This window comes from Actinomadura craniellae (assembly GCF_003289645.1).
Classification (GTDB): Bacteria; Actinomycetota; Actinomycetes; order Streptosporangiales; family Streptosporangiaceae; genus Actinomadura_D; species Actinomadura_D craniellae.
In genome coordinates this window covers 414829-430315 of sequence record NZ_QLYX01000005.1, presented here as the reverse complement: position 1 = coordinate 430315, position 15487 = coordinate 414829, and the positions used below count along the sequence as shown (strand labels likewise).

The 15487-nt window shown below is 71.8% G+C and carries 17 protein-coding genes; 8 read left to right on the top strand and 9 right to left on the bottom strand.

Annotation, left to right across the window (positions count from 1 at the left end; translation table 11 throughout):
- The first annotated feature begins 72 nt into the window (after positions 1-72).
- Positions 73-975, top strand: a complete 903-nt coding sequence (locus tag DPM19_RS14285; protein WP_111867322.1) for a hypothetical protein — start codon at positions 73-75, stop codon at positions 973-975.
- A 5-nt stretch (positions 976-980) separates the two neighbouring features.
- Here DPM19_RS14285 and DPM19_RS36950 read toward each other — a convergent pair whose 3' ends face one another.
- The 3 genes from DPM19_RS36950 to DPM19_RS14270 all read right to left on the bottom strand — a co-directional run bounded on the left by DPM19_RS36950 (position 981) and on the right by DPM19_RS14270 (position 3443).
- On the bottom strand, positions 981-1496 hold the full coding sequence (locus tag DPM19_RS36950) for a septal ring lytic transglycosylase RlpA family protein (protein ID WP_325050232.1): 516 nt from the start codon (positions 1494-1496) through the stop codon (positions 981-983).
- A gap of 490 nt (positions 1497-1986) precedes the next feature.
- Positions 1987-2286, bottom strand: coding sequence for a 4a-hydroxytetrahydrobiopterin dehydratase (locus DPM19_RS14275; protein WP_111867320.1), 300 nt, complete (start codon positions 2284-2286; stop codon positions 1987-1989).
- A 47-nt stretch (positions 2287-2333) separates the two neighbouring features.
- The gene (locus tag DPM19_RS14270; protein ID WP_111867318.1) at positions 2334-3443 is read right to left on the bottom strand and encodes a ferritin-like domain-containing protein; all 1110 of its coding nucleotides are present in this window, start codon (positions 3441-3443) and stop codon (positions 2334-2336) included.
- A gap of 175 nt (positions 3444-3618) precedes the next feature.
- Here DPM19_RS14270 and DPM19_RS14265 point away from each other — a divergent pair, with 175 nt between their 5' ends.
- Entirely contained in the window at positions 3619-4566 is a 948-nt protein-coding gene (locus DPM19_RS14265; RefSeq protein ID WP_146778864.1) for an alpha/beta hydrolase family esterase, read from the top strand.
- A 4-nt stretch (positions 4567-4570) separates the two neighbouring features.
- Here the strand turns inward: DPM19_RS14265 and DPM19_RS14260 are convergent, their stop codons facing one another.
- Positions 4571-5170 (bottom strand): LURP-one-related/scramblase family protein, encoded by a 600-nt coding sequence (locus DPM19_RS14260; RefSeq protein WP_111867315.1) that lies wholly within the window; start codon positions 5168-5170, stop codon positions 4571-4573.
- A gap of 45 nt (positions 5171-5215) precedes the next feature.
- Positions 5216-5839: a TetR/AcrR family transcriptional regulator gene (locus tag DPM19_RS14255; RefSeq protein ID WP_407642528.1), complete on the bottom strand. Its 624-nt coding sequence runs from the start codon at positions 5837-5839 to the stop codon at positions 5216-5218.
- Between the two features lie 78 nt (positions 5840-5917).
- On the opposite strand from DPM19_RS14255, the gene DPM19_RS14250 reads away from it, so the two are divergent.
- The 3 genes from DPM19_RS14250 (at position 5918) to DPM19_RS14240 (ending at position 8559) form a co-directional block, all read left to right on the top strand.
- Complete coding sequence (locus tag DPM19_RS14250; protein ID WP_111867313.1) at positions 5918-7234, top strand: GH1 family beta-glucosidase; 1317 nt, start codon at positions 5918-5920, stop codon at positions 7232-7234.
- Positions 7235-7331: 97 nt separating this feature from the next.
- Complete coding sequence (locus DPM19_RS14245) at positions 7332-7910, top strand: Uma2 family endonuclease (protein WP_111867310.1); 579 nt, start codon at positions 7332-7334, stop codon at positions 7908-7910.
- A gap of 70 nt (positions 7911-7980) precedes the next feature.
- Positions 7981-8559 carry a Uma2 family endonuclease gene (locus tag DPM19_RS14240; RefSeq protein ID WP_111867307.1) on the top strand — a complete coding sequence of 193 codons (579 nt, stop codon included), beginning with the start codon at positions 7981-7983 and terminating at the stop codon, positions 8557-8559.
- 69 nt (positions 8560-8628) lie between these two features.
- Here the strand turns inward: DPM19_RS14240 and DPM19_RS36760 are convergent, their stop codons facing one another.
- The 4 genes from DPM19_RS36760 to DPM19_RS14225 all read right to left on the bottom strand — a co-directional run bounded on the left by DPM19_RS36760 (position 8629) and on the right by DPM19_RS14225 (position 12161).
- Positions 8629-8760 (bottom strand): hypothetical protein, encoded by a 132-nt coding sequence (locus tag DPM19_RS36760; RefSeq protein WP_267900879.1) that lies wholly within the window; start codon positions 8758-8760, stop codon positions 8629-8631.
- A gap of 87 nt (positions 8761-8847) precedes the next feature.
- Positions 8848-9522 (bottom strand): DUF998 domain-containing protein, encoded by a 675-nt coding sequence (locus DPM19_RS14235; RefSeq protein ID WP_111867568.1) that lies wholly within the window; start codon positions 9520-9522, stop codon positions 8848-8850.
- 371 nt (positions 9523-9893) lie between these two features.
- Positions 9894-10973 (bottom strand): CapA family protein, encoded by a 1080-nt coding sequence (locus DPM19_RS14230; protein ID WP_233510137.1) that lies wholly within the window; start codon positions 10971-10973, stop codon positions 9894-9896.
- Between the two features lie 111 nt (positions 10974-11084).
- Entirely contained in the window at positions 11085-12161 is a 1077-nt protein-coding gene (locus tag DPM19_RS14225; RefSeq protein ID WP_233510136.1) for a CapA family protein, read from the bottom strand.
- Between the two features lie 130 nt (positions 12162-12291).
- Between DPM19_RS14225 and DPM19_RS14220 the strand changes: the two genes are divergently transcribed.
- From DPM19_RS14220 to DPM19_RS14210, 3 genes are read left to right on the top strand one after another with little or no spacing between them, the layout of a single operon-like run.
- The gene (locus DPM19_RS14220; RefSeq protein WP_111867304.1) at positions 12292-13473 is read left to right on the top strand and encodes an aminotransferase class V-fold PLP-dependent enzyme; all 1182 of its coding nucleotides are present in this window, start codon (positions 12292-12294) and stop codon (positions 13471-13473) included.
- Positions 13474-13519: 46 nt separating this feature from the next.
- Positions 13520-13999, top strand: coding sequence for a Fur family transcriptional regulator (locus tag DPM19_RS14215; RefSeq protein WP_111867301.1), 480 nt, complete (start codon positions 13520-13522; stop codon positions 13997-13999).
- A 15-nt stretch (positions 14000-14014) separates the two neighbouring features.
- Positions 14015-15469 carry a catalase gene (locus DPM19_RS14210; protein ID WP_111867299.1) on the top strand — a complete coding sequence of 485 codons (1455 nt, stop codon included), beginning with the start codon at positions 14015-14017 and terminating at the stop codon, positions 15467-15469.
- Positions 15470-15487 lie beyond the last annotated feature (18 nt).

Sequence of the window (15487 nt, the reverse complement as noted above, 5' to 3'; positions counted from 1 at the left end):
GGGACCGGGGGCCGGCGAGGATGAGTCCCGCGCTTGGGGCGGCCCTCTTCACCACAGGAGCAGGGCATCACCATGAGCGGCGATCGGTTGATCCGGCCGAGTACCGGTACGGCGGCGGGCGTTCCCTACCTCGCCCTGCCCCCGACGGCGGTGGACGCCGAGCCGGCCGGGCCCCCACCGATCATCGTCGTCTGGCCCGGCTTCGACCCGCCCCGCACCCCGGCCTCCTTCGCCACCGCCATGCCGCTGACCGGGGTGCCCGCCTGGCGGGTGTACCTGCCGCTGGCCGAGGGCTCCGCGTTCGGCGGTGACGAACTACTCGAGACGGGCAGCCTGGAACGTTACGGAGAGGCGGTCGAGCAGGCCGCCAACGCGCTCCCGGCCGTGCTCGCCGAGCTCCGTACCCAGCTCGACGTGGCGGGCGGGCCGGTCGCGCTGGCGGGCTTCTCGGCCGGGGCGTCGGCCGCGCTGCTGGCCGTCGCCGAGGCGGCCGTACCGGTGACCGCCGCCGCCCTCATCACCCCGGTGGTGTCGCCCGCCCGGGCGATCGAGGCCGCCGAGCGGCGCACCGGCCGGACCTACGAGTGGACCGCCGCCGCCCGCGCCGTGGCCGTCCGGCTGGACTTCTCCCGCCGGGTGGGCGACCTGGCCGAGCGCGACACCAAGCTCCTGTTCGGCGGGGGCGCCACCGACGAGGTGACCGGGCCGGAGGAGGTTGCCGAGCTCGTCGAGCTGCTGCGGACGTCCGGCTTCCGCTCGGCCGAGGGCACCACGTTCCGGATGGGCCACGCGCTGGTCCCCGAACCCGGCGTCGATCCCCGGGCGCCGACGCCCGAGGCGGTCGGCGTGGACGGCGCCCTCACCGACTGGTTCCGGGAGCGCCTGTCCGTCCGCCCCAAGGCGGTGCCGTCCCTCGACGGCCCGGTCCTGCTGGACGAGTCCCAGCTGGAGTCCGCCAACGGCTTCCGCGGCTGACCGGGTCAGGTACGGCCCAGCAGCTGGTACCTGACCGGGATGACACCGGCGGAGGTGCCGCCGATGGCCGACATCGCGGCGCGCGACAGGTCCAGGCAGCGGCCGCCGGTGAAGGGGCCGCGGTCGTTGATGCGGACCACCACGGAGTCGCCGTTGCCCGGGTTGGTGACGCGGACCCGCGAGTTCAGTGGCAGGGTCCGGTGCGCCGCGGTCAGCTCGTTCGGGTCGAACCGCTCCCCGCTGGCCGTGGCCTGCGCCTCCCAGTAGTAGGAGGCGCGGCACGAGCCGCTGCGCACCACTCTGTATCTGGAGGGGGGCTTTCTCGGCTTGGCGACCATGGCCTGCCGGACCGGTGCGGGGCGTCTGGGCCGGTCCGTTCTGGGGTCCGCCTTGGCCCGGTGGGCCGGGGCGGTGGCGGCCGCCTGGGCGGGAGCGGAGATCGCCCGCCGGGCGGTGTCGCCGGAGCAGACCGCACCGGTCCCGGCCACGGCGACCGGGGCGGCGAGACCCACGGCGATCACCTTACGAGAGTTGAATCGGAAATGTCGCTTACCGGAATTACGCACCAGGGCGTTCCTTCGATAGGGGACAGGACCCCGGACGCCCGGCGGCGTTCGCCCACCACGGCACGGCTCTTCAGGAACATCTCCCCCGAATGACCCGGTGCGCCGCGCGCAATTCAGGCGCGCATCGGTGGACCCGCGGCAATGCGGGCCGGCGTCCGGCTGGCGCGGCACCGGCCATCACCCGGGCCGTTCACGATGGGCCGCGCACAAGTCCTCGACCGTACGCCGACTCATTCGCGAAACGGACCAAACCGTGGATTTCACGCATTGAGTGTGGCTTTTCTCACGCCTCTTGCTCTCTGGCTGTGATCGGCTCAATACCCAGCGTTATTGCAAATAAAGATCGTTACCATTCCGGCAGAGACCCCCATCACAACCCGAAAAGCGACATAAGAACGGGGGCGCACCCGGCAGAGCGCACCCCCATTTTCGGACGAATCCGGACTCAGTCGGCCTCGTGTTCCGTGGCAAAAGTCTGGATACGACGCGCGAGGTCGAAGTCGAGGTCGGTCAACCCGCCCGCATCGTGCGTGGTCAGCGCGAAGGAGACCCGGCGCCAGCGGATGTCGATGTCCGGATGGTGGTTCGCCGCCTCCGCGGCCACCGCCACCTCGTTGACGATCCTGACCCCGGTCAGGAAGTCCGGGGCCTGGAACGTCCGCCGGATCTCGTCGCCGGCCCGCGTCCACCCGGGCAGTTCCGCCAGCCGCGCCGCGATGGTCGCCTCGTCCAGTCGCTCGGCCATGATGACTCCTCGGTGATGTCCTGCACCGAAGTACATCACGGCCGGGGTCAGCCGGCCTCGCCCAGGCTGATGGCCGCGGCCACCTCCTCCTTGCGGACGGCGAGTTCCCGCTCCTCGGCGCGCTCCTCGTCGTGCCGCTCGGCGATCTCCTCGTCCTGGCGCATCAGCGCCTCGAGGTCGGCCTTGGCGTTGTCGAGGACGCCCATGTCGGCGTAGGCGGCCTGTACCTTGTCGCCCCACAGGCCGACGTCGCGCACGCACGGCACGATCCGGCTGAACAGGTGCGACTGGTAGAGGGTGTACATCGCCGAGTTGTCGACGTACTCCATGCACCGGTCGACCGGCATGTCGAGCTGCTCGAAGATCTCCTTGCCGCGGAACCGGTCGCGCATCAGGTAGCAGCCCTCGACCACGAACTCCTCGCGCTCGGCGCGCTCCTTCGTGCTGAGCTCGGCGTAGTAGTCCTTCAGCGCCAGCCGGCCGAACGCCACATGCCGGGCCTCGTCCTGCATGACGTACGCGAGCAGCTGCTTGACCAGCGGGTTGGTCGCCATGTCGCGGTAGAGGCCGAACGCGGCCAGCGCCAGCCCCTCGATCAGCACCTGCATGCCGAGGTAGGGCAGGTCCCAGCGGCTGTCCTCCAGCGACTCCGCCAGCAGCCGGGCCAGGTCCTGGTTGACCGGGTAGTACATCCCGATCTTCTCGTCGACGAACTTGGCGTACAGCTCGACGTGCCGGGCCTCGTCCATGGTCTGGGTGGCCGCGTAGAACTTGGAGTCGAGGTCGGGGACGGACTGCACGATCCGGGCCGAGACGTTCAGCGCGCCCTGCTCACCGTGCAGGAACTGGCTGAACAGCCAGGAGCCCTGGTGCCGGCCGAACTCCTGCCGCTCCTTCTCCGACATCTTGTCCCAGATGTCGGAGCCGAACAGCGGGTTGAACTCCTCGGGCAGGCCGGCGACGTTGGTGGGATCGACCTCCAGGTCCCAGTCGATCCGCGTCTGGGAGTCCCACTGCTTGTCCTTGCCCTTCTGGTAGAGCGACAGCAGCCGGTCCCGCCCGTTGTCGTACTCCCAGGTGAAGCGGGACGCCCCGGCCGCGGGGACGTTCCAGGTGTCCCGGCTCACCGGACTGATGTAGCGGTCGTACGAGCTCATGGGGCCTCCTCGCCCGGGGGGTGGCGCCGCCGGCCGGCCCGACCGGCTCACCGCTTTACATAGATTCGTAACATGTAAAGCGCGTGCTCGACAGGCCCCAACTCGCTTGGTGACCATCGGGTCACTTTTGGGTTACATGTGATTGCGGCGAGTCACCGCGCCCTACGATCGGACGGTGCGACGGATACCAGCCGTACTGGTGGCGGGCCTGATGCTCGCCGGGGGCCTCACCGGCTGCTCCGACGACCGCGAATCCTCCGCGGCCTGGCCCACCGGATCTCCCGCCAGCCCCGGATGCGGCACCCCTGCCCCGCCCACCACCCGGATCGACTACGCGGGCCGGTCCCACCTGCTGGCGCTGCCCCGGGTCTACGACCCGCTGCACCCGGTGCCGGTGATCGTCAACCTGCACGGGTTGCGCTCCAGCGCGCTCCAGCAGTCGGTCTACAGCGGGCTGCCGCAGCGGGGCGCCGAGCGCGGCTTCGCCGTGGTCACCCCCGAGGCGCTGCCCAGCCGGCGCGGCTGGAAACTGCCGGGCATGGCCGACGGCACGGCCGACATCGAGTTCGTCGGCGGGCTGCTCGACCACCTGGAACGCACGATCTGCGTCGACCGGACGCGCGAGTACGCCGCGGGCATGTCCAACGGGGGCGGGCTGGCGGCCGCGCTCGCCTGCGGGCTGCCCGGCCGGCTGGCCGGGGTCGCCGCGGTGGCCGGGCTCAACCTGGCCCTGCCCTGCCGGCAGCCGGCACCGGCCCGCCTCATCGCCTTCCACGGCACCGGGGACACCGTGATCCCCTACCGGGGCGGCGCCCCCTTCCTCGGCGACGCCTCCCGCGTCCCGCGCTGGATGCTCCCGGCGCGGGGCCCGTTCCGGCTGCCCGGGGTGCCCGGCGTGACCACCGGCTGGGCCCGGGCGTTCGGCTGCGGCCCCGGCACCACCAAGGCCGCCGGGTCCGTCACGCACCTGCGGTACGGCAACTGCCGGGACGGCGCCTCGGTCGAGCTCTACACCGTCGCGGGCGGCGGCCACATCTGGCCCGGCGCATTCCTGCTGGGCACCGGCCGGACCACCGCCGCGCTCGACGCGTCCCGGCTGATCGTGGACGCCTTCGCCCGGTGAGGGCTCAGCGCGACTGGAGGGCGTCCAGCGCGACCGCCTGCGCGATCACCAGCCGGCGGTCGAGCCGCGGGTCCCTGATGTCCACGACGTACTTGTCGCGCAGCGCGATCTTCTTGGTGACGGAGAAGACGATCTGCCCGTTCGCGACGAAGTCGAAGTGGTACGGCACCGCGAACGGCAGGTTCTCCACCAGCGGGATGAAGTTCCACACCCGGCGCAGGATCGCCACCTTCTTGTTGCGCTCGCTGCCGGTGGTCACGCCCAGCCCCGGCTGCTCCAGGTGCCAGGTGGAGCTGAGCAGCGACTTCTTGAAGTCCTTGCGGAACGCGCCGAGGGGCTGGCCGGAGGCGTCGGTGACGTCGTAGGTGGCCGCCAGGTCGATCCGCTTGCGGGCCTTGAAGCCCAGCAGGGGCTGCCTCTTGCCCTCGTCGGCGTAGATGGTCACCTGCTCCTTGAACGCCACGCGCTTCTGCTGCGCGAACGCCACCAGCTCGCCCTCGGCACCGTCCGGGGTGGCGGTGTGCACGACGTACTGGTTGACCATCGGCCGGATCTTCTGCCGGACCAGCAGCCGGGTCTGCTGCTGGAGCTGGGAGGGGTCCACGTCTCACCTCATCGTCGGGGCTCGAAGTGTGGCATATCTGCCCTTTTATTGGGCGTCGATGTATCGCGCCAGGTATCCGTGGATGAGGCGCTTCGCCTCGGTCAGCACGTCCGGGTCGCCCTCCGGGTCCTGGCGGAAGGCCAGCTTGATCACCGCGTCACCCGCCTCCACCGCGATCGCCAGCGCCCGGCTCAGCGCCGGGCTGTCGGGGACGTCGAAGAGGCCCACCACCAGCCGGCGCAGCCGGTCGGCGACCACCGCGTTGTTGTCGGCCGTGGAGTCCAGCAGGTGCCGGTCGGCGGCGTCACCGAAGCGCAGCACCCGGAAGCCCGGCACCGTCCGGTGCATGTCGACGAAGATGTCGACCACCGCCCCGACGCTGTCGGACCAGTGCGTGAAGTCCCCCTCGGCCAGCACCTCCGAGATGCGGGCGCCGAACCGCTCCAGGTTCCGCAGTGCCAGCGCCTGGGCGACCGCCCGTTTGTCCGGGAAGAACTGGTAGACCGAGCCGATCGCGACCTCGGCGCGCTGCGCGATGCGGGTGGTGCTCAGGCCCTCGTAGCCCGCCTCGTCGAGGATCTCGGCGCAGGCGTCGAGCATCCGCTGGACGCGCTCGGCGCTGCGGCGCTGGGCGGGGCGGCGGCGCAGGGGGGTGTGCATCTCCGTCACCGGCCCATTGTCCTCCGGCTTCCCCCGGCGACGTGCGGAAACCTAGGATCGGAAATCCAACGATCTTGGGAGGACGCGATGGGCTTTCCGCCCGGATTCCGCTGGGGCACCGCCACCGCCGCCTACCAGATCGAGGGCGCCGTCACCGTGGCCGGCCGGGGCCCGTCCATCTGGGACACCTTCGCCCACACCCCCGGCCGGGTCCGCGACGGCCACACCGGCGACGTGGCCTGCGACCACTACCACCGCACGGCCGAGGACCTGGACCTGCTGGCCGGCCTCGGCACCGACACCTACCGGTTCTCGATCGCCTGGCCCCGGATCGTCCCCACCGGCTCCGGCCTCGTCGAACCGCGCGGCCTGGACTTCTACGACCGGCTGGTGGACGGCCTGCTGGAACGCGGGATCGCCCCCGCCGCCACCCTCTACCACTGGGACCTGCCGCAACCGCTGGAGGACGCCGGCGGCTGGCTGAACCGCGACACCGCGCAACGGTTCTCCGACTACACCGCCATGGTCGCCGCGCGGCTCGCCGACCGGGTGGAACTGTGGATGACGCTCAACGAACCGGTCGTGACGACGGCGTACGGCTACGCCTTCGGCAACTACGCCCCCGGCCGGGCCCTGCTGCTGGACGCCCTGCCCACCGCCCACCACCAGCTACTCGCCCACGGCCTGGGCGTGGCGGCCCTGCGCGCGCACGGCGCCCGCTCGGTCGGCATCGCCAACCACTACTCGCCCGCCTGGCCCGCCGACGAATCCTCCACCGCCGACCGGGCCGCGGCAGGCGCCTTCGACCTGTTCATGAACCGGCTGTTCACCGACGCCCTGCTGCTCGGCCGCCACCCCGACCTGACCCCCCTCGGCGGCCCCCCGCTGGACCCCTGGATCCGGGACGGCGACCTGGCGACCATCGCGGCACCGCTGGACTTCCTCGGCGTGAACTACTACCAGCCCACCCGGCTGCGCGCCCCCGCGGACGGCCCCCTCCCGTTCGACCTCGTCCCGATCGAGGAGTACCCCGCCACCGGCCTGGGCTGGCCGATCGTCCCCGCCGCCCTGAACTCCCTGCTGACCACGCTGGCCGAGCGGTACGGCGACGCCCTGCCCCCGCTGTACGTCACCGAGAACGGCTGCTCCTACGGCGCGGAACTCGACGACCCGGCCCGCGTCGCCTTCCTGGACGCCCACATCAAGGCCGTCGAGGACGCGATCGCGGCAGGCGTGGACGTCCGCGGCTACTTCGTCTGGTCCCTGCTGGACAACTTCGAATGGGCCGAGGGCTACCACCCCCGCTTCGGTCTCGTCCACGTCGACTACACCACCCAGCACCGCACCCCCCGCACCTCCTACACCTGGTACCGCGACCACATCCAGGCGACCCGCTCCCGCTGACCGCCGCCTCCCGTAGGCACTCCTCTGCCCGCCGGCTTGCCCGGTGCGGAATAGGGAGTCGCCTGTCCATGCTGGTGAGGGGTGAAGGAGGTGCGGTATGAGGGACGTGGCACGTCAGCTGCCCTGGCTCGACAGCACCCTTCTCCAGGAGTTCCTCACCCTGCGGGCCCCCGGAGGGGGCAGGGCCGAACTGATCGACGGGGAGGTCGTCGTGTCGCCGGCGCCCGACGGGGCCTGCCGCCGGACCGCCGACCTCGTGATCCGGCAGATCATGGGGAACGCCCGGACGAGGATGGACTTCTCCTGCGACCGCGGCCTGGTCCTGCCCAACGGCGGACTGCTCCCGAAGAACCACCTGATCCCCGACGAGATGTTCGCCCCCGCCGAACTCGGCCTGTTCGCCAACGACACCCGCTACCTGCGGCCGGAGGGCGTGGCGCTGATCGTGGAGGTGACCCCCGACCACACCGAGTGCGACCGCGAGGTCAAACGGCACTGCTATGCCCGCGGCGGCGTCCCCCTCTACCTCCTGGTCGACCGGTACCAGCGCACGGTCGTCCTGGCCGGCGAACCCGGCACCGGCGACTACACCACCGGCTACTGCACCCCCTTCGGCAAGCCCGTCACCCTGCCCGCGCCCTTCTCCCTCACCCTGGACACCACCGGCTTCGCCTGATCGGGTTCACCGTCCGGCGACGAAGGCGGGTCACGCCTATGCTGGTGGCAAGGAGCAGGGAGGGATCGGCATGACGGCGATGGCGTATGAGCCGTATCCATCCGACGATGTTCTTCTCGAGGGTTTCCTGGCGCTACAGACTCCCGAGGGATTCAAGGCCGAACTGATCGACGGGGAGATCATCGTGTCACCGCCCCCCGGTGGGTATCACGAACGGGCCATCAGCCAGGTGAACCGGCAGGTCATGAGGAACTCCCCGCTGGAAATGGATTTTTCCGGCAACCGGGGCCTGGTCCTGCCCAGCGGTGGCCGGTGTCCGAAGAACCATGTGATTCCCGACGGTGTGTTCGCCCCGGCCGCACTCGATCTGTTCGGCAACGACATGCCCTACATGCCGCCGGACGACGTGGCGCTGGTCGTGGAAGTGACCTCCACCCGTCCGCAGAGCGACCGCGAGGCCAAGCGATGCTGCTACGCCCGCGCCCGCATTCCCCTCTACCTCCTGATCGACCGGGACAGGCACACGGTCACCCTGTTCGGCGACCCCGAGGCCGACGACTACACGACCAGTCACTCGGGCGCCTTCGGCAAGCCCATCGACCTGCCCGCGCCCTTCTCCTTCACCCTGGACACCACCGACTTCGTCTGACCCCGCCCACCCACACACTCACAGATCCTTCAGCTTCCGGTGCGCCATAGCGCCCTGGAAGCTGAAGGATCAGCTACGTCCCGCCTGCGCGGCAGGGGTGCCGGAGAGGCTGGTGCGCATCTTCGCCGGGTCGGGCTCGGCCGGGTCAGAGAGGTAGATCTCGTGGTGCGGGCCGTTCGGTACCAGGCCCTCGGCCTCCATCAGGGTGACGAAGAGGCTGGTGCGGTGGCGGAGTTCCGGCTGGGCGGAGGGCCGCTCGCGGTCCTCCGCCCAGGGGTGGGTCCGGCTTCACTCCGGGTCGGTCAGGGCGTCGGCGGAGGTCACCGCGAGCCAGGCGAAGACGACGGCGGAGGCGGCGGCCAGGCGGACGCTGAAGGTGCCGTGGTCGGGCCAGGCCAGGAGGGCGAGGACGGTCACGATGGTCGCCACGTCGGCCGCCGCCCGGCCGCGCCGGCCGCGGGCCGCGTTCCGGCGGGCGAAGACGGCGCACCCGGCGAGCAGGGAGAGGAACGCCACGGGGGCGGCGACGCCGTGCAGGATGCCGTGCCAGCTCAGGGACTCGGGCATGCCCTCCGGCGCTCCGGCCGGGAAGCCCGTGCTCGGGTCGGCGACGAAGAGCCCGGCGGCGATCAGCCCCGCCCCGTACCCGGCGACCAGCCGGGGACCCCAGGTGCCGCCCCCGCCGCCGTGCGGCAACCGCCGCAGGCCGGTCGCGGCGGCGATGGACAGCGCGCCGGCGACCACGAAGTTCGCGATCTGGATCCAGCCCAGGTCGCCCAGGCTCAGCAGGCTGAGCGCGTGCCGGCCGAGGTCGAACCCGTCCCGGGTGAGCACCTGCGCCGCGGCCACCGCGGCGAACACCGGGCCGGCGGCGACGCCGCAGGCCAGCAGCGCCCGGTTCCGCGGTGCGGTCCGCCCGGCGGCCGTTCCGGGCGCCGTCGTGGTGAGCTGTGCGATCGACATGTCGGTCTCCTCGCGTTCCGGGCGGCCCGCCCGCCGGGCCGCCTTCACCCACGCGTCGACCGGGGGACGGCCGGATCGACACGGCCGCGACGGATTTTTCGGGAAACCTGCCGGACGGCCCGGCTGCGTCCCACGCCCACGGCCGCAGCGGCCCCGTAAGGGCGCGGGTCGCGTCACGGCGTCGCATGGCGGGCACCTGCGACAGTGCCCCGCGGGGACCGGCCCGCGCCGGAAAACGGGCCGGTCCGGTATGCCGTCAGGAGTGGCGAAGAGACCAGCGCGGGCAGCGGACATCCCCCGCCCGGCGCGGGCCGTCAAGGAGCGACGGAGAGACCGGCGCGGGCGGCGGACCTCCTCCAACCCGGGCGAGGTCAGGGGGTGGCGGAGAGGCCGGTGCAGCGGCGGAGGCCGTTCCAGCGGCGGAGTTCGGTCTGGGCGGCGGTGCCGGTGAGCAGGAGGGGCAGGCCGCCGGAGAGGCGGGCCGGCTTCCAGACCGAGGCGAGAACCTTGCGGCCCTGCATGCGCAGGACCAGGACGCCGGAGTTGGCGGTCTGGCCGTTGGCGGAGTAGAAGACGAAGTTGCCCAGGCCGTAGTGGATGTACTTGCCGTCCAGGTAGCCGCCGCCCAGCGGGATGTGGGCGTGGCCGCCGACGACGGCGTCGGCGCCCGCGTCGACCAACTGCTGGGCCAGTTCCTGCTGGCGGGGCAGCGGGCAGGGTTGCAGTTCGGCGCCCCAGTGCAGGTGGACGATCACCGTGTCGGCCTGCTCGCGGGCGTCCTTGACGGCCTGGATCATCCGGGGCACGACCTTGGCGGAGGCCAGGCCGCCCTTGGTGTCGGTGGCCGTCCAGGCGGGGATCAGGTGGTCGTCGAGCACCTGGGTGGCGCCGAGGATCGCCACCTTGTTGCCCTTCACCTCGGTGATCCACGGCTTGTACGCCTCGTCGGCGTTCCGGCCGATGCCCACCACCGGGAACTTCGTGCGCTTGATGGCGGCCAGCGAGTCGCGCAGCCCGGACTCCATGAAGTCCATGCCGTGGTTGTTGGCCATCGACACGACGTCCACCCCGGCGCCGCGCATCGCGGTGAACGCGGTGGCCGGGGCGCGGAACGCGAACTGCTTGCCGGGCGCCTGGGTGCCGCCGGTGGTGATGGCGGTCTCCAGGTTGACCATGGCGATGTCGGCCCGGCGCAGGTAGTTGCCGATGGGGCCCATCGCGGTCCGCGGGTTGGCGGTCAGCCGGGCGCGGAGCTGGCCCTCGAAGTGCACGTCGCCGCCGAACGCGATGGTGAACGGCTGCTGGGCCGGCTGGGCGGGGCTCGACGCCGCGGTGGACGGCGGCGGGGAGTCCGGTCCGGCGTCGCCTTCGGCCGGGGTGTCGCCGCCGCCTCCGCAGGCCGCCGTGACCAGCGCGCCGCCGGCCAGGACCGCCACCAGTCTCCTGCGCACTCGGAACTCCTCGGGGGGAAGACGAATCGCCCCAGAATGCCATGTCGGACCGTATGGACGGACCGCGACATGCAGGGCGATTCGCCCGGGGCGCCCCGAGGCACCCCGAGTTCACCCCGAGGTGGCGGGAGCGCCGTCGGGCGTGGGCCGCACGTCCGCGCAGGAGCGCAGCCCCTCCCACTGCCGGCGGGCCTGGTCGGCGGGGGCGTCCCGCAGCGGCTGCGCCACCCCGTTCACGATCGTCGCGGGCCGCCACTCCGACCGGGTGACCGGCCGGTCCCGCCGGGCGGGGTCGAAGGTGAGCTCCAGCACGCCGCTCTGCGCGGTCCGCCCGGAGGAGTTGTAGAAGAGGAAGTTGCCCAGCCCGTAGTGGACGTACTTGCCGCGCAGGTAGCCGCCCGCTTGGAGCACGTGGGCGTGGCCGCCGACGACGGCGTCGGCGCCCGCGTCGACGAGTTGCCCGGCGAGCGTCCGCTGCACGGGGGTGGCGCAGCTGTTCAGCTCCTGCCCCCAGTGCAGGTGGACGACGACGATGTCGGCCTGCTCGCGCGCCGCCCGGACGGCCTGCACCAGCCGGGGCGCGTCCTTCGCCGAGGCGAGGCCGGCCTGGGCGTCGGTGGCCGTCCACGCCGTGATGAGGTTGTCGTCGAGCACCTGGGTGGCGCCGATGACGGCGACCTTGGTGTTCTTCACCGTGACGGTCCAGGGCCGGTACGCCGCCGCGGCGTTCTCGCCGATGCCCACCACCGGGAAGTTCGCCGACCGGGCCGCCGCCAGCGAGTCGCGCAGGCCGGGCTCGCCGTAGTCCATGCCGTGGTTGTTGGCCATGCTCACCACGTCCACCCCGGCGGACTTCAGCGCCCGGAACGCGGTCGGCGGGGCGCGGAAGGCGAACTGCTTGGGCGCCTGGACGCCGCCGGTGGTGATCGCGGTCTCCAGGTTGACCATGGCGATGTCGGAGCCCCGCAGGATGTTCGCCACCGAGCCGAACACCGCGTCGGGGTCGGCGTCGAGCTTGGCCCGCAGCATGCCCTCGAAGTGCACGTCGCCGCCGAAGGCCATGGTGACGGGGTGCTTCTTCGGTTCGGTGCCCTCGTCGATCGCCGTGGCGAGCGGACCGCACGCCGTGGTGAGGAGGAGCGCCGCTCCCGCCATCGTGCCGATGCCCCAACGGCGTCCGTTGCCCACTGTGTTCCTCCGCGGTCCGGGGTCCGACTCTTTGCCGAATGTTTGGACGCCGACGTTCATCCGATGGTTTGGACGGTAGAACGCCGATTGTGCGTTCGGGCCGGGTAGGTCTGCAATCCTCCGTGGAGGGATGACTTTGGACATTGATCGCCTCAGGGCGGAGACGCCCGGCTGCCGGGACGGCCTCGTCCACTTCGACAACGCCGGCTCCTCGCTCCAACCCCGTCCCGTGGTGGACGCCGTGGTCGAGCACCTGGCGCTGGAGGCCCGGGCCGGCGGGTACGTGGCCGCGGACACCGCCATGGACCGGCTCGCCGCGTCGTACGGATCGCTGGCCCGGCTGATCGGCGCGCACCCGGACGAGATCGCCTACGTGGAGAACGCCACCCGCGCCTGGGACCTGGCCTTCCACGCCATCCCGTTCGAGCCGGGCGACCGCATCCTGACCACCACCAGCGAGTACGCCAGCAACGCGCTCGGGTTCATCGCGGCCGCCCGGCGGCGCGGCGCCCGGGTGGAGGTCGTCCCGGACGACGAGCACGGCCAGATCTCGCTGGCGGAGCTGGCCGCGGCGCTCGACCGGGGCGGGGTCCGGCTGGTGGCGATCAACCACGTGCCGACGCACGACGGGCTGATCAACCCGGCCGCCGAGGTCGGCCGACTGGCCCGGGCGGCGGGCGCGCGCTACCTGCTGGACGCCTGCCAGTCGGTCGGGCAGCTCGCCGTCGACGTGACGGAGATCGGCTGCGACCTGCTGTCGGCCACCGGCCGCAAGTTCCTGCGCGGCCCGCGCGGCACCGGCTTCCTCTACGTCCGCCGGGACGTGCTCGGCGAGCTCGAACCGCCGTTCGTCGACCTGCGCGCGGCCGACTGGACGGGACCCGACTCCTACGAGCTGCGGCCGGACGCGCGCCGGTTCGAGACCTGGGAGCGCCATGTCGCGGGCCAGCTCGGCCAGGCGGCGGCGGCCGAGTACGCGCTGGCCGTGGGGCTCGGCGCGATCGAGGAGCGGACGCTGAAGCTCGGCGCCCGGCTGCGCGCGGCGCTGGGCGAACTGCCCGGGGTCACGGTGCACGACCGGGGGCTGCGCCGCAGCGGCATCGTCACCTGCACCGTCGCGGGGGTGACCGCCGGCGAGGTGGTGCGGCGGCTGGCGGAGCGGCGGATCAACGTCCGGACGTCGGAGCAGACCTACCGCTACGACGCGGGCGCCCGCCCGCCGCACCGGGTCCGCGCCTCGCCGCACTACTTCAACACCGAGGACGAGGTCGACCTGGTGGCGGAGGCCATCGCCGGACTAAAACCTGAATGACTCGTTAACTTGAATGATTCTGGTTTAGCTGGGTAGGCTGGGACGCGTGACCGCAGACCAGAAGACCGCCCGGGCCCACGACGCCGCAGCCGAACTGCGCGGCGCGGGCCTGCGGGTGACCGCCACCCGCGTCGCGATCCTGGAGACCGTGCGCGGCGGCGACCACCTCGACGCGGAGGAGATCGCCGCCGGAGCGCGCGAGCGCGTCGGGCACGTCTCCCTCCAGGCCGTCTACGAGGCCCTGCACGCCTTCACCGCGGCGGGCCTGGTGCGACGGATCGAGCCGGCGGGCAGCCCCGCCCGGTTCGAGGGACGCGTCGGCGACAACCACCACCACCTGGCGTGCCGCCGCTGCGGGGCGGTCGCCGACGTCGACTGCGCCGTGGGGCGGGCGCCCTGCCTGGAACCAGCGGACGCCGCCGGATTCCAGATCGACGAGGCCGACGTCACCTTCTGGGGGCTCTGCCCGGACTGTCAACGGACTTCCCGGGTAGCACAGCCCGCAGATCGAGCATCAATGGAGTGAGGAGGAACCGCGTTCATGTCCGAACGGCCCGTGTCCACCACCGACGCCGGCATCCCGGCGCCCAGCGATGAGTTCTCGCAGTCCGTCGGCCCGAACGGCCCGCTGCTGCTGCAAGACCACTACCTGATCCAGAAGATGGCGCACTTCAACCGCGAGCGCGTCCCCGAGCGGGTCGTGCACGCCAAGGGCGGCGGCGCGTACGGGAAGCTGCTCATCACCGAAGACGTCAGCCAGTTCACCAAGGCGGGGCTGTTCCAGAAGGGCGCCGAGACCGACCTCCTGATCCGCTTCTCCACCGTCGCCGGCGAGCTCGGCAGCGCCGACAGCGCGCGCGACCCGCGCGGGTTCGCGCTGAAGTTCTACACCGACGAGGGCAACTACGACCTCGTCGGGAACAACACCCCCGTCTTCTTCATCCGCGACCCGCAGAAGTTCTCCGACTTCATCCACTCGCAGAAGCGGCGCGCCGACACGCACCTGCGCGACAACAACATGCAGTGGGACTTCTGGACGCTGTCCCCCGAGTCGGCGCACCAGGTGACGTTCCTGATGAGCGACCGCGGCACCCCGTACACCTGGCGGCACATGAACGGCTACGGCTCCCACACGTTCCTGTGGTACAACGCCGCCGGCGAGAAGTTCTGGGTGAAGTACCACTTCAAGACCGACCAGGGCATCCGGAACTTCACCGCGGCCGAGGCCGACGCCATGTCCGGCGAGGACCCCGACCACCACCTGCGCGACCTGCGGACGGCCATCGCCAACGGCGACCACCCGTCGTGGACGGTGCAGATCCAGGTCATGCCGTTCGAGGCGGCCGCCGACTACCGGTTCAACCCGTTCGACCTGACCAAGGTCTGGCCGCACGGCGACTACCCGCCGATCACCATCGGCAGGTTCGTGCTGGACCGCAACCCGGAGAACTACTTCGCCGAGATCGAGCAGGCCGCCTTCGAGCCGGCCAACCTGGTGCCGGGCATCGGCTCGTCCCCGGACAAGATGCTCCAGGGCCGGCTGTTCTCCTACCCGGACACGCACCGGTACCGGATCGGCCCGAACTACCTGCAGCTCCCGGTGAACCGGCCCAAGGTCGCCGTCCACAGCTACAACAAGGACGGCCCCATGAGCTACGCGAACCCGGGCGACCCGCTGTACGCGCCCAACTCGGCGGGCGGCCCCGTGGCCGACCCGGCGCCGTGGACCGGCGAGCAGTACGGGGTCGCCGGTGAGATCGTCCGCAGCGCGTACCGGCTGCACAGCGAGGACGACGACTACGGCCAGCCCCGGACGCTGTGGGAGAAGGTCCTCTCCGACACCGACCGCGACCACCTGGTCTCCAACATCGTCGGCCACGCGTCGGCGCCGGAGGTGACCGCGGAGATGAAGCCGCGGATCGCCGAGTACTGGCGGAACATCCACAAGGACCTCGGCGACCGCGTCGCCCAGGGCATCGGCCTCAATAACGGCTGACCGGAACGCCCGGGCCCG

Coding starts and splice junctions, on each gene's coding strand:
- DPM19_RS14285 (WP_111867322.1), top strand. CDS start 73: ATGAGCGGCGATCGGTTGATCCGGCCGAGTACCGGTACGGCGGCGGGC.
- DPM19_RS36760 (WP_267900879.1), bottom strand. CDS start 8,760: ATGGAGGCCGAGGGCCTGGTACCGAACGGCCCGCACCACGAGATCTAC.
- DPM19_RS14275 (WP_111867320.1), bottom strand. CDS start 2,286: ATGGCCGAGCGACTGGACGAGGCGACCATCGCGGCGCGGCTGGCGGAA.
- DPM19_RS14270 (WP_111867318.1), bottom strand. CDS start 3,443: ATGAGCTCGTACGACCGCTACATCAGTCCGGTGAGCCGGGACACCTGG.
- DPM19_RS14240 (WP_111867307.1), top strand. CDS start 7,981: ATGACGGCGATGGCGTATGAGCCGTATCCATCCGACGATGTTCTTCTC.
- DPM19_RS14210 (WP_111867299.1), top strand. CDS start 14,015: ATGTCCGAACGGCCCGTGTCCACCACCGACGCCGGCATCCCGGCGCCC.
- DPM19_RS14245 (WP_111867310.1), top strand. CDS start 7,332: ATGAGGGACGTGGCACGTCAGCTGCCCTGGCTCGACAGCACCCTTCTC.
- DPM19_RS14250 (WP_111867313.1), top strand. CDS start 5,918: ATGGGCTTTCCGCCCGGATTCCGCTGGGGCACCGCCACCGCCGCCTAC.
- DPM19_RS14235 (WP_111867568.1), bottom strand. CDS start 9,522: ATGTCGATCGCACAGCTCACCACGACGGCGCCCGGAACGGCCGCCGGG.
- DPM19_RS14220 (WP_111867304.1), top strand. CDS start 12,292: ATGACTTTGGACATTGATCGCCTCAGGGCGGAGACGCCCGGCTGCCGG.